Consider the following 14,078-nt stretch of genomic DNA (forward strand, 5'->3'; position numbering starts at 1 on the left):
TGGATCCGATGACACTGCTCGCCGGGCCGCTCATCGCACAGATGAATCTCGGAGCTCCAGGGGTGAGCGCAACCAGCTCCATGGGAGCTGAGGGTGAATTTCTTCAGCGCAGTCAGCCCATCCAGCAGCTGACCCTGATACGCACGATCTATCGGGGCGATTGTCCTGGCGAGAGTGTGAGACCGATCAGTGGCATGAGCTTTCTGGCCTCGCTGCCCCCGGCAGGCAATCAGCGAATCGTGATCAGGAACCGACGCACCGGTGGCTACACCAACCGTGAATACGGCAGCGGCAGACGACGTTCGGAGAGTTTTTCGATCAGTCTTGGTGATCGGCACCACGGCAGTTTTCTCTCCGTGACTCCTGGCGAAAACAAGTTCCGCTGGTCGGTGACCAAAGCCCGCAATGCAGATGGACCGACCAAAGGCAACGCAAGGCTGATGGTGAACTCCGAAGACAGAGAGCGCTATCGAAATTTTCGCTCCATTGATGAAGACGCCTTTTGCCCTGGCGAGGAATACACCTACTCACGCACTCCCCTCGGGCGGTGCAGTAACGGCTACTTCAAGGTCAAACGCCAGGGCGTCTGTCCCGATGGCAGCAAGATCGATCTGGGCACGCAGACCGTCTATCGGCGCTATTGATCCTGTTGATGAGCTGAGTGCCGGTCTGCCGTTACCGCTCAGAGTTGGGCCAACTGGCGCCGATTAGGTTGCACTGGCATCGATCGGATCCTGATGACGGCTGGGCTGGACCTTTCGGTTGTGGTACCGCTCTACAACGAAGAAGAAAGCCTGCCTGAGCTGGTGGACCAGCTGCTTAACGCGCTGCGACCGATTGGAGAGCGCTTTGAACTGGTGCTGGTCAATGACGGTTCAACAGACAACACAGCATCAGTGCTGGAGAGCGCCAGCGAGCAAGTGCCGGAGCTGGTAGGTGTTCTGCTGCGCAAGAACTACGGTCAGACAGCTGCCATGGCAGCAGGTTTTGATGTCGCCCAAGGGCAGGTGATCGTGAGCCTCGATGGTGATCTACAAAACGATCCCGCCGACATCCCCCTGCTCCTCAACAAGCTGCGCGAGGGCTATGACCTGGTGAGCGGCTGGCGTTTTGATCGTCAGGATGCCGAGCTCCAGAGAAAACTTCCCTCCAGGCTGGCCAATCGTCTGATCGGGCGGGTCACCGGCGTTCGTCTGCATGACTACGGCTGCTCGCTCAAGGCCTATGACCGCGACGTGCTTTCCGACATGCGCTTGTACGGCGAGCTGCATCGCTTTTTGCCGGCGCTGGCTTTCATCGAAGGAGCCCGCATCACCGAAGTGAAGGTGAATCACCGAGCGCGTCAGTACGGAACGAGCAAATACGGAATTGATCGCACCTTTCGTGTCCTGATGGACCTGCTGACGGTGTGGTTCATGAAGCGCTTCCTCACCCGGCCGATGTACGTCTTCGGGTTTGGGGGCCTCATCGCCATCGCAACAAGCCTGGTGGCAAGCGCCTATTTGCTGGCGATCAAACTGACGGGTGAAGACATCGGCAACAGACCACTGCTCACGATGGCGGTCGTGCTTGGTCTGGCCGGGATTCAACTGTTCTGTTTCGGACTCTTGGGAGAACTGCTGATCCGGACGTACCACGAAAGCCAGGGGCGCCCGATCTATCGCATCCGGGCAACATTGCGAGGGGGCCGGGCCACCTGAGCCGGAGAAGGTCGGGTCGCGCCACGGTGACGCTCAATGGCTGTTGCAGCGGCTTCGACAACAAGACTGTCGGCATCACGCAGACCGCGCCTCAGCAGCGGCAGAACGCAGGCATGCCCCCACTGACCGGCCACCCTCACGGCCTCAAGCCTCTGGGCTGGGTTGCCTTGATCCATTGCCTCGCGTAAACGACGCTCAAGCGAGATCCGCTCAGCGCTGCTGACCGGGGGCTGGAACGGGGCGGAATTGCAGGCTCCCCTGGCAGAAGCTGGCTGAATCTCAAGATCCTTCTGCGGGGATGAAACCTCCACCAGACCCAGCTGGGCTCTGTTGATCGCTGCCACGGAGGTCGCATCCGTGCTGCGCAACAGCGTTTTTCCAGGCCGTCGGCCAAGACCCCAGAGCACGACCACCAGCACAAGGGCGGCACCACCTGCAAGCAGCTGATTCATGGGTTCAAAGCAGCGGAGGCCGAATGGATTGAACTTTTATGTCACCGACCCGATCGGTCGAAGACCACCAGAAAGGCAGTCTTTACAGTAACCGCAGACATTTGGGTCGCTGCCATGACTGGAGAATTCGCCGCTGCCTGGATGCCCTCGGTTTTCATCCCACTGGCTGGGGTTTTGGGTCCAGCTGTCGTGATGGTTCTGATGTTCAACCTGATCGAAACCACCGCTGACTGATCGCTAACAGGCCCCAGCCAACGATCAAGCGAACTGCCCACCCACCGCTTTCCCATCCATGTCTGTTTCCCCCGTCACCGATCCAACGGTTGGCAATCTCGCCACCCCGGTGAACAGCAGCTATTTCGTCAAGGCGTTCCTCAATGCGTTGCCGATCTATCGACCATCGCTCTCGCCGAACAGACGCGGCCTGGAAATCGGCATGACCCATGGGTATCTGTTGTATGGGCCCTTCGCGGTCTGCGGTCCTCTCAGAAACAGCGATTACGCATCCACAGCAGGACTCCTTGCTTCGATCGGATTGGTGTCGATCCTGACTGTATGCCTGTCCATCTATGGCACCGCTGGCAACGGACCCAAGGTCCAACCCGCTGACGCCACCATCGACAATCCACCGTCCGACCTCTTCACGAAGGAAGGCTGGTCGGAATTTGCCAGTGGCTTCTGGCTTGGTGGTTGCGGGGGAGCAGCATTTGCTTGGTTCCTTGTCAGTGCAACTCCGTTGCTCTACTTGGCGAAGATCGCTGGTGGTGTCGCACCGGTCGGCTGATTCACTCTTTTCAAACTTCAAAATGGAAGCTTGAAATCACTGTTTGGGATGCCCCGGGTGACGTCATCAATGACTCATTCGGGGCTTTCTGCTGCCAGGATCTGGGCCCTTGCTGAGCGGTCGCCGACTTGCGGTCCATCTCCCAGCCATTTCTGAGAAGGCCCGTCTTCACCATCGTCTGCAGCTTGCTGGTGCTGCTGGCGGGTGTGGTGTCTCTGGTGGGCCTCGGGCTTGAAGACCTGCCTCAACTGGCACCCACCCGCGTGAGAGTGAGCGCCAGTTTTCCTGCCGCCGGTCCGGAAGTCGTGGAGCAAAGCGTCACGGCAGTGCTGGAAAACCAGCTCAGTGGACTCGATGGCCTGGAGAGCATGACCTCCAGCAGCAGGCAGGGCGGTGCCAGCCTCAGCCTGCGCTTCGAGGCTGGCGACCCAGAACTCAACGCGATCAAGGTTCAGAACGAAGTCAACCTGGCCAGCCGCCGACTTCCCCAGGCGGTGACGCGGCAGGGGCTGAATGTGAACCGCTCCACGAATGATCTCCTGCTGATCCTCGGCTTCAGCGCTCCTCCCGGGATGTATGAGCCGATCTTCATCGGTGGCTGGCTCGACCAGCGGCTGAGTGAAGGCCTGCGAACAACGCCTGGAGTTGGCGATATCCGTGTGTTCGGCAGCAGCGAGCTCGCCTATCGGCTCTGGCTGGATCCCAGTCGGCTGATGCAATTCAGTCTCTCCACCAACGACATCACCAATGCTCTGGCAGAGCAGAACGTTCTGGCCGCCGTGGGCAATCTGGGAGAGGCACCGGCACCGGCAGGGCAGTTGTTCAGCCTGCCGGTGGATGCCGAAGGGCGTCTGCGCAGCCAGGGCGACTTTGAAGCCATGGTGGTGAAACGCACCGACAACGGAGGCCTGGTTCGGCTGAAGGATGTGGGTCGTGTTGAACTGGGCCAACGCAACTACGGCAGCAGCGCCCTCAACCTTCAGGGTGAAAGCTCCGTGGCTGTCGGCATCTTCCAGCGGGATGGATCGAATGCACTGGAGGTCAGCCGTGCGGTGCGGGACAGGCTGAAAAGCCTGGAAAGCAGCTTTCCTCCTGGATTGGATGTTCAGGTGATCGTGGATGTGGCCGAAACCGTCCAGGCCAATCTCGATCGCACCAGAGACACCCTCAGGGACGCGGTGCTGCTGGTCTTGCTGATGCTGGTGCTGTTTCTGGGACGCTGGCGCCTGGCCTTGATTCCTGGTCTGGCGGTGCCTGTGGCATTGATCGGCAGTCTTGTGGTGGTGCGCCTCAGCGGGTCCAATCTCAACAGCCTGATTCTGTTTGGCCTCGTTCTGGCCACAGGCATCGTGGTCGACGACGCCATTGTCGTCAGCGAAGACATCGCAGGTCGGATCGAGCGGGGCGAGGAGCCAAAGGGTGCTGCGGAAGATGCGATGGCAGAACTGGCGGGCGCCGTGTTGGCCACATCGCTGGTTCTGGCTGCAGTCTTCCTGCCTGTTCTGCTGATCCCTGGCTCCATAGGCCGCCTGTATCAACCGATTGCACTGGCCATCAGCGGCGCAATTCTGTTCTCAACGTTCAATGCCCTCACCTTCACTCCGATGGCCTGCGCCCGCGTGCTCGGACAGGGCGACGGACGCTTGCCAGGACCGCTCAGGTTGATCAGTCGCAGACTGCGATCGGGCATGGCCTGGTTGCAACGTCTTTACGCACAAATGCTGGCGGTTTGGCTAACGCGTGGCAGAACCGTGATCGCTCTGGTGCTGGCAGGCCTGATGCTCACCGGCATTGGTCTGACGACGATCCCCACCTCCTTCATCCCCAACGAAGATCAGGGCCAGGTACGCGGTTATTTCACGCTTCCGGAGGGGGCAAGCCTGGAACGAACCGAGGCTGTGATGGAACGCATCCGCGAGGTGATTGCCGAAGAGCCTCTGATCCGCAGCGGCAATTTCTATGCCGGAAGCTCGTTCGGACAGAGCGGCGAGGACACAGGATCGTTCTATCTGCGCCTCACACCCCTGAAAGAACGCTCAGGACGGCAGAACAGCAGTGAGGCTGTGAAGCAGCGCCTGAACAGCGAACTGAGACGACGCATCACCGATGCTCAGGTGATAGTGACCACGCCGCCCACAGTGCGCGGTTTCAGCAGCGAATCGGGCCTGCAGATGGAATTGCTGGATCGCAGTAGCGGCCAGCTCAGCCTGCAGGATTTCGAGACCCAGGCCCAACAGTTCATCCTTGCTGCCCAGAATTCCGGACAGTTCCAGCGTGTCAGCACGCGCTTCGATGCAAGCTCACCACGATGGCGACTAGAGCTGGACCGTAGCCAGATGGCTGCTCTGGACGTACCGGTGGGTCCCACTCTCAGGGACATCGGAACCGCCATCGGAGGCCGTTTCATTGATGACACCTTCGCGGGAGGGGAAATCCGCAGCATCTATCTCCAACTGGAGGGAACAGATCGCAGCACGCCTGGAGATCTCACCAGCCTGATGGTGCGCAACCGCAGCGGCGATCTGGTCTCGGTGGCAAACGTTGCACGGCTTGTGCGTGATTCAGGAGCGAATCGAATCACCCACTACAACCAGAACCGATCGATCAGCATCACTGCCGTCACAGCGGATGGGATCAGCAGCGGCCAGGCCATCGATCTCCTGCAGACGATCAGTGATCAGACCGGAGGCAACAACCTTGGTCTCGCCTTCACCGGTCTTGCCAGAGAGGAGACCCGGGCGGAATCCGTGTCCTGGGTGCTGTTCGGCCTTGGCGTCACGGTGGTGTATCTGTTGCTGGCGGGCCTCTATGAAAGCTTCGTGGACCCGCTGATCATTTTGCTCACAGTGCCGATGGCACTGCTGGGAGCACTGATCGGCCTGAAGCTGCGCGGTCTCACGCTCGACGTTTTCGCCCAGATGGGCCTGCTGGTGCTGGTGAGCCTGGCCGCGAAAAATGGGATCCTGATCGTTGAATTCGCGAATCAACGTCTCAGGCAAGGGGTCGTACTGATGGATGCGGTCGAGGAAGCAGCGATCAACAGGATGCGACCGATCCTGCTGACCGCGGTGACGTCGCTGGCCGGATTTCTGCCATTGCTGCTCGCCACAGGCACAGGCTCCGCCAGTCGCATCAGCATCGGCACTGTTGTGTTCAGCGGGCTGCTGGTGTCCACGCTGCTCTCACTGTTCATCGTGCCCGCAACCTATCTGCTGTTCAAGCGCTGGCGAGGAGTCGCCCCGGCCAGTCCGGAGCTAGACGGCTGATTTCAACAGGGCTCAAAGCGATCGTTCACGGCAGGGCCACCCCCTGGAGGGATCAGGCACGTGCCGCCCGACGACGAATCAGCTGCTGACTCCCTAGTCGCGATCGAAGCGAACGTCGGAGGAGCGAACGCCGGCAGAGGTGTAACACGCTCAGCGATTTGCTCATCCGCCTCAAGCTGAGCCAGATTGATTCGCTCTCTTGGCAGGATCTGCAAGGTGAGGTTGTAGCCGGCCGCAACGCCAACCAGCAGAACAACGAGCTCCAGTCTTGGGGGGAGCGAAGGCAACGACATCCAGAACTCAACCAATCCGAGGAAGGTTCAGTAGACGTGAACAACGGGATCAAAACGTGACTGAGATGGATCGAAGTCATGACGCTTTGCATACGAAGACGCGATGCACAGATTTGTAAGGTGTGTGCTCCCTGAAGCGCTGAGACGTCACGGCATGCTGAGCAGCGCAACGAATCGCCAATCGTCATCTGCCCAGGCTCAGTATTTCTCCTACGGCGAAGCGGCCAATCCGATTCGCAGCGGATTGACGGGCGCCGTTCCTTATCGCTCCTTCTCCCCGGCTTTCTTTTCCCAAAACGGCAGTGCCGTGATGCCTCTTGATCTGAGCGCAGAACTGCAGTGCAGTGGCCCTGCCACCGGCCCCTCGTTATGCGCCAACTTCATCCGACTGGATGGCGACGCTCTGCGCACTGCCGCTGAGGCAACAAGCCAGTTGTTCTTCGTGGCCGATGGCCAGGGGGACACTGAAGCTTGCGGCAAACACTTCCAGTGGTGCAAAGGCGACATGCTCGTTCTGCCCGCCGGAGGAGACGCTATTCACAGCTGCTCTGGCAAAGCCGCTCTCTACTGGGTGCACGACGCACCACTGCTGCGTTTTCTGGGTGTGACTCCCAATGAAGCCCGTTTTGAGCCGACGTTTTACAGCCATTGCGACAGTCAGGGGCGACTGGCTGAGATCGCGGCAAGCCCCAGCGGCGCCCGTGCCAACCGGGTGAGCGTGCTGCTGGGCAACTCAGCGTTTCCCCAAACAAGAACGGTCAGCCACACCCTTTGGGCCATGCTTGGCATTCTTCCTGCGGGGCAGGAGCAGAAGCCCCATCGCCACCAATCGATCGCCCTGGATTTTGCTGTGGACTGCAAGCCCGGTTGCTACACCCTGATTGGCACTGAGCTCGACGATCAGGGAAAAATCCGTAACCCGCACAGGGAGGATTGGGCAGCTGGTGCCGCTTTTGTGACTCCACCGGGGTACTGGCATTCCCACCACAACGAGTCAGGTGCGGATGCCTATGTGCTGCCGATTCAGGACGCAGGACTGCATACCTATCTGCGAACGCTCGACATTCTTTTCAGCGGCTGATCAACGGCTGAATTGATCTGCACCATTCAGGTTCAGTCAACAAAAAACCCCTGCCAGAGAAGCTGGACAGGGGTGAAATGAAGGTTGCCCTCTGGTCAGGGCTTGTCCGGATTGATCAGCCGAACTTGCCGGATGTCGATGCGATCAGGAAGGCGGCGTACGTGAGGATGTAGCCAATCGTGAAGTGGGCGAGACCGACAACACGAGCCTGAACGATGGACAGAGCCACTGGCTTGTCACGCCAGCCAACAAGGTTGGCAAGCGGTGTGCGCTGATGAGCCCAAACGATGGTCTCGATCAGCTCCTGCCAGTAACCGCGCCAGGAGATCAGGAACATGAATCCAGTCGCCCAGACGAGGTGGCCGAACAGGAACATCCAGGCCCAGACGGCGAGGTTGTTGCTGCCGAACGGGTTGTAACCGTTGATCAGCTGGGAGGAGTTCAGCCAGAGGTAGTCGCGGAACCAACCCATCAGGTAGGTGCTGGACTCATTGAACTGAGCCACGTTGCCCTGCCAGATGGCCAGATGCTTCCAATGCCAGTAGAAGGTGACCCAACCGATTGTGTTCAGGGCCCAGAAGACGGCCAGATAGAAGGCGTCCCAGGCAGAGATGTCACAAGTGCCGCCACGGCCAGGACCGTCGCAGGGGAAGGAGTAACCGAAGTCCTTCTTGTCTGGCATCAGCTTGGAGCCACGGGCATCCAGAGCGCCTTTGACCAGGATCAGAGTGGTGGTGTGCAGTCCCAGTGCGATGGCGTGGTGAACCATGAAGTCACCAGGGCCGATCGGCAGAAACACATCGGTGTTGCCGTTGATGGCATCCATCCACCCACCCATATAGGCAGCGTTGGCATTGGCGGCAGCACCAGCTGAATTGGAAAGCAGCACGTCGAAACCGTAGATCGCCTTACCGGAAGCGGCTTGAACGAACTGGGCAAAGACCGGCTCAACCAGGATCTGCTTCTCAGGTGTTCCGAACGCCACAACAACGTCGTTGTGAACGTAAAGACCGAGCGTATGGAAGCCAAGGAAGAGTGTGATCCAGCTCAGGTGACTGATGATCGCCTCCTTGTGCTCAAGCATCCGTGCCAGGACGTTGTCCTTATTGGCTTCGGGGTCATAGTCACGGATGAAGAAGATCGCTCCGTGGGCGAAGGCACCGCACATCAGGAAGATGGCGATGTACTGGTGGTGCGTGTACAGAGCAGCCTGTGTCGTGTAGGCCTTCGCGATGAAGGCATACGACGGCATGGCATACATATGTTGCGCCACCAACGAGGTGACCACACCCAGCGAGGCAAGAGCCAGACCGAGCTGCATGTGAAGGCTGTTGTTCAAGGTGTCGTAAAGACCCTTGTGGCCAGCACCCAGATCGCCGGGAGTGCCCTTGGGAGGATTGTGAGCTTCGAGGATTTCCTTGATGGAATGTCCGATGCCGAAGTTGGTCCTGTACATGTGACCAGCGATCACAAACAGGCAACCGATCGCCAGGTGGTGATGGGCGATGTCAGTGAGCCAGAGAGCTTCAGTCTGTGGATGGAAGCCACCGAGGAAGGTGAGAATCGCAGTGCCGGAACCTTCGGCTGTACCGAAGATTTGACCCGCGGAATCCGGATTCTGTGCATAAACACCCCAGTTGCCGGTGAAGAAAGGTCCCAGACCGGCGGGGTGAGGCATCACGCTCAGGAAGTTGTCCCAGCCAACGTGCTGACCCCTGGATTCAGGAATCGCCACGTGCACGAGGTGTCCGGTCCAGGCGATGGAGCTGAAACCGAAAAGGACAGCCAGGTGGTGGTTCAGACGTGACTCAGCATTCTTGAACCATGCGAGTGACGGGCGGAACTTGGGCTGCAGGTGCAGCCAACCGGCGAAGAGTGCCCAGGCCGACAGGATCATCATGAAGATGGAACCCTGATACAGCTCGGCATTTTTCGTCATGCCGATTGTGTAGAACCAGTGGTACAGGCCTGAATAGGCGATGTTCACCGGCGATGTGGCTCCCGCTTGGGTGAAGGCTGTGATGGCGCCCTGACCGAAATGGGGATCCCAGATTGCGTGAGCGATGGGCTTCACGTGCAGAGGGTCGGCGACCCACTGTTCAAAGTTGCCCTGCCAGGCGATATGGAACAGGTTTCCCGAAACCCAAAGACCAATGATGGCGAGATGCCCGAAATGGGTGGAGAAGAGCTTTTGGTAAAGCCTCTCCTCCGTCATTCCGTCATGGCTCTCGAAGTCGTGAGCCGTGGCGATCCCGTACCAGATGCGGCGGGTTGTCGGGTCCTGTGCCAGACCCTGGCTGAACGAAGGAAATTTCGTTGCCATTAGAGGGAAAGTTCAGGAAAGGTCAGCCGCCCACCACAAGGATGTGGGCGTGGAAGAAGGACCAGGTGACTGTGATGCCGCCCAGAAGATAGTGAGCAACACCGACAGCACGGCCCTGGATGATGGACAGCGCACGAGGCTGGATGCCAGGGGCCACCTTCAGCTTGTTATGAGCCCAGACGATGGACTCAATCAGCTCCTGCCAGTAGCCGCGGCCACTGAAGAGGAACATCAGGCTGAAAGCCCAGATGAAGTGGCCACCCAGGAACATGATCCCGTAACCGGCTGTGTTGGAGCCGTAGCTGTTGATCACCTGTACGGCCTGAGCCCACAGGAAATCACGCAACCAGCCGTTGATGGTGATGGCGCTGTTGGCGAAGTTGCCGTTGGTGAGGTACTGGACTGAGCCGTCAGGCCTCACCGCACCCCATACGTCGCTCTGCATTTTCCAGGAGAAGTGGAAAATGACGATCGACAGGGAGTTGTACATCCAGAACAGACCCAGGAAGACATGGTCCCAAGCAGACACCTGGCAGGTGCCGCCGCGACCGGGGCCATCGCAGGAGAAGCGGAAGCCAAGGTTGGCTTTGTCTGGAATCAGACGGGAGTTACGGGCGTAAAGAACACCCTTGAGCAGGATCAGCACCGTCACGTGAATCGTGAAGGCGTGAATGTGGTGGACCATGAAGTCCGCCGTGCCCAGCGGAATCGGAGCCGCCGCGACCTTGCCGCCAACGGCAACAACGGAACCGTTGAACACTTCACTGACGCCAGCAAGCGCGTTGGGAGCGGTGCTGCCGGCTGCTGCGGCATGCAGACCCTGGATCCACTGAGCGAAGACAGGCTTCAGTTGAATCGCGGAATCACTGAACATGTCCTGAGGGCGACCCAGAGCACGCATCGTGTCGTTGTGGATGTACAGGCCGAAGCTGTGGAAGCCAAGCCAGATGCACACCCAGTTGAGGTGGCTGATCAGAGCGTCACGGGCCTTGAGCACCCTGTCCAGCACGTTGTCCACGTGCTTGGCGGGGTCGTAATCACGAATCATCGCGATGGCGGCGTGAGCTGAGGCACCGACGATCAGGAAGCCACCGATCCACATGTGATGGGTGAACAAGCCGATTTGAGTCGGATAGTCAATCGACATGTACGGATAAGGAGGCATCGCGTACATGTGCTGAGCAACGATGATGCTCAGTGAGCCGAGCATTGCAAGGTTCAGAGCCAGCTGAGCATGCCAGCTGTTGATCATGAACTCGAACAGGCCGTCATGGCCCTTCGTTGCAGGGAAAAGCAGGGGATCACCTTTCTGACCCTCGAGGATCTCCTTGATGGAGTGCCCGATACCCCAGTTGGTCCGGTACATGTGTCCGGCCACGATGAACAGCACCGCGATGGCCAGATGGTGATGAGCGATATCGGTCATCCACATGCTTCCGGTCACAGGATTGATTCCACCCTTGAAGGTGAGGAAATCGCTGTATGCAGCCCAGTTGCCGTTGAAGAAAGCACCGATGCCGGCACTGAATCCCGGGTAGAGCTGAGCGAGCAGATCCTGATTGAGGAATTCGTGGGGGAGAGGAATATCTGCCACGGAAGCGATGGTCTTGCCGTTCAACACCAGCGGCTGGCCGGCGTCGATGGCATCCATCAACTTGGTGGTGGGCAGGGAGACATGCAGCAGGTGACCGGTCCAGGACAGTGAGCCCAGGCCAAGCAGACCAGCCAGGTGGTGGTTGAGCATCGACTCAACGTTCTGGAACCACTCAAGCTTCGGAGCTGCCTTGTGGTAGTGGAAAACGCCTGCATTCAGCATCAGGCCGGCCATCACCAGAGCACCGATGGCCAGAGACATCAATTGAGTCTCATTGGTGATGCCCCAGGCTCTCCAGACATGGAAGAGACCGGAGGTGATCTGGATGCCCTGGAAACCGGCACCCATGTCGCCGTTGAGGATTTCCTGGCCGAAAACCGACCAAACCACCTGAGCGCTTGGCTTTACATGGGTGGGATCGGCGAGCCAGCCGGAGAAATTGGAGAAGTGGGCGCCATGGAAAAAGGCACCACTCAGCCAGATGAAGATCACGGCCAGATGGCCGAAGTGAGCACTAAAGATCTTCCGAGAGACCTCCTCAAGGTCACTCGTGTGGCTGTCGAAATCGTGAGCGTTGGCGTGGAGATTCCAAACCCAGGTGGTGGTTTTGGGACCTTTCGCGAGAGCTCTGTCGAAATGTCCGGGCTTTCCGAACAATTCGAAGGTCGCTGGATTGTCGACCTTCTCGACTTGAGTCTTCGCGGTGCTCCCACGCTCTGGTGGGCTGATGGTCATCGAGTCGTTCCTCGAGGGACGGGATCGAGGTGGTGGGACACCCCTCCGGAAATCCGAAGGATTACCGGGGCCCCGGGCGCGGATCAGCAAGCTTTTCCGTGGCCGGGCGCCAGTGGTATTCAGAGTAATGAACCCTGTCTCTCACTGGAGCTAGGGCCCCAATGAGGGGACCGCTGGCGAAAGCATAGGAGGGGAAGCGGGCATCACACGACAGGGAGTTACAAAGATTCAATCCGGCCGCGGGCCTGTCCAGACCTGGAATCTGCATCAGCTCGAGCATCAGCGAGGAGGCCCCGATTAGGCACGTAAAGCAACACAAACAGGCGACACATATCAACCTATTTAATGCAAATCATTCCCAATAGTGCATCGCTTCCATCGGTGCCCAGAATGGGTCGACTCAAGCTTTGCCCCATGGCGGCATCAGGCAGGACGTACCACTTTCATCACTGGCTTCAGGCTCTGCTTGCCCTTTGGATCATGGTGCTCCCCGCCGCAGCCGCGCAGGCCTGGCCCTGGGGAGCAGACGGCTCAGTCAATGGAGAACGCTCTGCAGAGATCATCAGTGTTACTTCCCCTTCCGGGCGACTTCAGGAAGTCAGTCCCCCGGGCGCTGTTCAGCAACTGCAAGCAGCTCTCAGCAGCCATTCTCCCCACCTCGAACTGATCAGGCCCTCGGATGGCACTCTGCTGAAAACCGGTGAGGTGGATCTCACGTTGCGGATCCAGGATTGGCCGTTGGCCGAGGATCCACAACTGGGCCTTGGAGCCCATGTGGCCCTGCAGATCGACGACGATCCGCCACTGCGTTTCGGGCACGCCGATCACGATCGACTGCAGATCACGCTTCCCGATCTCAGCCCGGGAAGTCATCGGTTTACGGCCTATGCCGCCATGCCTTGGGGTGAAGCCGTGAAATCTCAGGGCGCCAGCCTCCAGTGGAGACTGGATCTCCTGCAGAAGCTCTCAGGAACTCAGCCGGCTCAGGATGCTCCCTGGCTTGCCGTGGTCAGCCCCTCGGACCTCAGCAACGGTGATCCTTTGTTGATCGACTGGCTGATCTGGAACGCCCCGCTGCAGAACCTGCGGGAGGGTGATGGCCGCTGGAGGCTGAGGATCAGCGTGAATGGCGACAGCTTTCTGGTCGACCGCCAGGAGGCCCTTTGGCTGAGGGCTTCAGGCATCGGTGCCGGCAGTGTTCAGATGGAACTGCTGGATGGTCTTGGTGATCCGATCACTCCGGTCTTCAACAATCAATTACGAGCCACCTCAGCGCGTCCAGACAACCGTCCCATCTGGATGCAGTCGAAGCTGAGCGATGAACAGATGGCGCGTCTGCTCGGCGTCGCCGGTCCTGAAACAGACCAGTCGCCTGAGCGAGACGCAACACCGCCGCAGACTGCGCTCAACCCTGTCTCTGAAACCGAAACCGAAATAGAGACTGCGACTGAGAGGTCGATCCAAAACCCTTCAGCACCGATCAACACATCGGAAGCACCAACGGTTGAGGATTCAGCCATTGAGGAGGAGCCAACGACTGAGGAGCCAGACAGGGAAGAACAATCCATGGATCCAAGCCCTCAGCAGATCGACTCCTCGCCTGCGGCGATCACCGCTGACGATGAGCTGTCAGTGCTGCCTGATCAGTCAGCTGCCGACACGGACGAACCGCTGGAGACCAACAAAGCCGAACAGGCTGCTCCCGAACAGAACATCAGGACGGCAGAACCGTCAGCCGAGCCTGAGAAGCTGCGGATCACCAGCAGCCTGGGAGGATCAGCCAGGGAGCTGTTGAACGAGGATGGCACCCAGCGCTGATTCACTGAGGCCGCTAGCCCTGAACGCTGTCA

Annotated in this window: 11 protein-coding genes; 7 read left to right on the top strand and 4 right to left on the bottom strand. The window is 59.1% G+C overall.

The features are described 5' to 3' along the window. Positions 1-8: 8 nt before the first annotated feature. Together AC6EI9_RS08230 and AC6EI9_RS08235 are read left to right on the top strand one after the other, a co-directional pair. The gene (locus AC6EI9_RS08230) at positions 9-644 is read left to right on the top strand and encodes a hypothetical protein (protein WP_498467307.1); all 636 of its coding nucleotides are present in this window, start codon (positions 9-11) and stop codon (positions 642-644) included. A gap of 93 nt (positions 645-737) precedes the next feature. Then, entirely contained in the window at positions 738-1,700 is a 963-nt protein-coding gene (locus AC6EI9_RS08235) for a glycosyltransferase family 2 protein (RefSeq protein WP_498467308.1), read from the top strand. Here the strand turns inward: AC6EI9_RS08235 and AC6EI9_RS08240 are convergent. Beyond that, complete coding sequence (locus AC6EI9_RS08240) at positions 1,658-2,152, bottom strand: HEAT repeat domain-containing protein (RefSeq protein WP_498467310.1); 495 nt, start codon at positions 2,150-2,152, stop codon at positions 1,658-1,660. The genes AC6EI9_RS08235 and AC6EI9_RS08240 overlap by 43 nt on opposite strands. Positions 2,153-2,266: 114 nt before the next feature. Between AC6EI9_RS08240 and AC6EI9_RS08245 the strand changes: the two genes are divergently transcribed. From AC6EI9_RS08245 to AC6EI9_RS08255, 3 genes are all read left to right on the top strand, one after another. Next, on the top strand, positions 2,267-2,386 hold the full coding sequence (locus AC6EI9_RS08245) for a photosystem I reaction center subunit VIII (RefSeq protein ID WP_067095236.1): 120 nt from the start codon (positions 2,267-2,269) through the stop codon (positions 2,384-2,386). A 58-nt stretch (positions 2,387-2,444) separates the two neighbouring features. Then, positions 2,445-2,936 (top strand): photosystem I reaction center subunit XI, encoded by a 492-nt coding sequence (locus AC6EI9_RS08250; RefSeq protein WP_498467313.1) that lies wholly within the window; start codon positions 2,445-2,447, stop codon positions 2,934-2,936. A 128-nt stretch (positions 2,937-3,064) separates the two neighbouring features. Further along, entirely contained in the window at positions 3,065-6,202 is a 3,138-nt protein-coding gene (locus AC6EI9_RS08255) for an efflux RND transporter permease subunit (protein ID WP_498467314.1), read from the top strand. A 2-nt stretch (positions 6,203-6,204) separates the two neighbouring features. Here the strand turns inward: AC6EI9_RS08255 and AC6EI9_RS08260 are convergent, their stop codons facing one another. Beyond that, positions 6,205-6,495, bottom strand: coding sequence for a hypothetical protein (locus AC6EI9_RS08260; RefSeq protein ID WP_498467316.1), 291 nt, complete (start codon positions 6,493-6,495; stop codon positions 6,205-6,207). A 154-nt stretch (positions 6,496-6,649) separates the two neighbouring features. On the opposite strand from AC6EI9_RS08260, the gene AC6EI9_RS08265 reads away from it, so the two are divergent. Further along, positions 6,650-7,576: a cupin gene (locus tag AC6EI9_RS08265; protein ID WP_498469979.1), complete on the top strand. Its 927-nt coding sequence runs from the start codon at positions 6,650-6,652 to the stop codon at positions 7,574-7,576. Between the two features lie 115 nt (positions 7,577-7,691). Here AC6EI9_RS08265 and psaB read toward each other — a convergent pair whose 3' ends face one another. Together psaB and psaA are read right to left on the bottom strand one after the other, a co-directional pair. Beyond that, positions 7,692-9,899 carry a photosystem I core protein PsaB gene (gene psaB, locus AC6EI9_RS08270; RefSeq protein WP_067095224.1) on the bottom strand — a complete coding sequence of 736 codons (2,208 nt, stop codon included), beginning with the start codon at positions 9,897-9,899 and terminating at the stop codon, positions 7,692-7,694. A 22-nt stretch (positions 9,900-9,921) separates the two neighbouring features. Continuing rightward, positions 9,922-12,228: a photosystem I core protein PsaA gene (psaA, locus tag AC6EI9_RS08275; protein ID WP_498467318.1), complete on the bottom strand. Its 2,307-nt coding sequence runs from the start codon at positions 12,226-12,228 to the stop codon at positions 9,922-9,924. 390 nt (positions 12,229-12,618) lie between these two features. On the opposite strand from psaA, the gene AC6EI9_RS08280 reads away from it, so the two are divergent. Then, positions 12,619-14,046 (top strand): hypothetical protein, encoded by a 1,428-nt coding sequence (locus tag AC6EI9_RS08280; protein ID WP_498467320.1) that lies wholly within the window; start codon positions 12,619-12,621, stop codon positions 14,044-14,046. Positions 14,047-14,078 lie beyond the last annotated feature (32 nt).

It is taken from the genome of Synechococcus sp. MIT2312 (assembly GCF_059772315.1).

Coding starts and splice junctions, on each gene's coding strand:
- AC6EI9_RS08245 (WP_067095236.1), top strand. CDS start 2,267: ATGACTGGAGAATTCGCCGCTGCCTGGATGCCCTCGGTTTTCATCCCA.
- psaB (WP_067095224.1), bottom strand. CDS start 9,899: ATGGCAACGAAATTTCCTTCGTTCAGCCAGGGTCTGGCACAGGACCCG.
- AC6EI9_RS08260 (WP_498467316.1), bottom strand. CDS start 6,495: ATGTCGTTGCCTTCGCTCCCCCCAAGACTGGAGCTCGTTGTTCTGCTG.
- AC6EI9_RS08250 (WP_498467313.1), top strand. CDS start 2,445: ATGTCTGTTTCCCCCGTCACCGATCCAACGGTTGGCAATCTCGCCACC.
- AC6EI9_RS08240 (WP_498467310.1), bottom strand. CDS start 2,152: ATGAATCAGCTGCTTGCAGGTGGTGCCGCCCTTGTGCTGGTGGTCGTG.
- AC6EI9_RS08230 (WP_498467307.1), top strand. CDS start 9: ATGACACTGCTCGCCGGGCCGCTCATCGCACAGATGAATCTCGGAGCT.
- psaA (WP_498467318.1), bottom strand. CDS start 12,228: ATGACCATCAGCCCACCAGAGCGTGGGAGCACCGCGAAGACTCAAGTC.
- AC6EI9_RS08280 (WP_498467320.1), top strand. CDS start 12,619: ATGGGTCGACTCAAGCTTTGCCCCATGGCGGCATCAGGCAGGACGTAC.
- AC6EI9_RS08265 (WP_498469979.1), top strand. CDS start 6,650: ATGCTGAGCAGCGCAACGAATCGCCAATCGTCATCTGCCCAGGCTCAG.
- AC6EI9_RS08235 (WP_498467308.1), top strand. CDS start 738: ATGACGGCTGGGCTGGACCTTTCGGTTGTGGTACCGCTCTACAACGAA.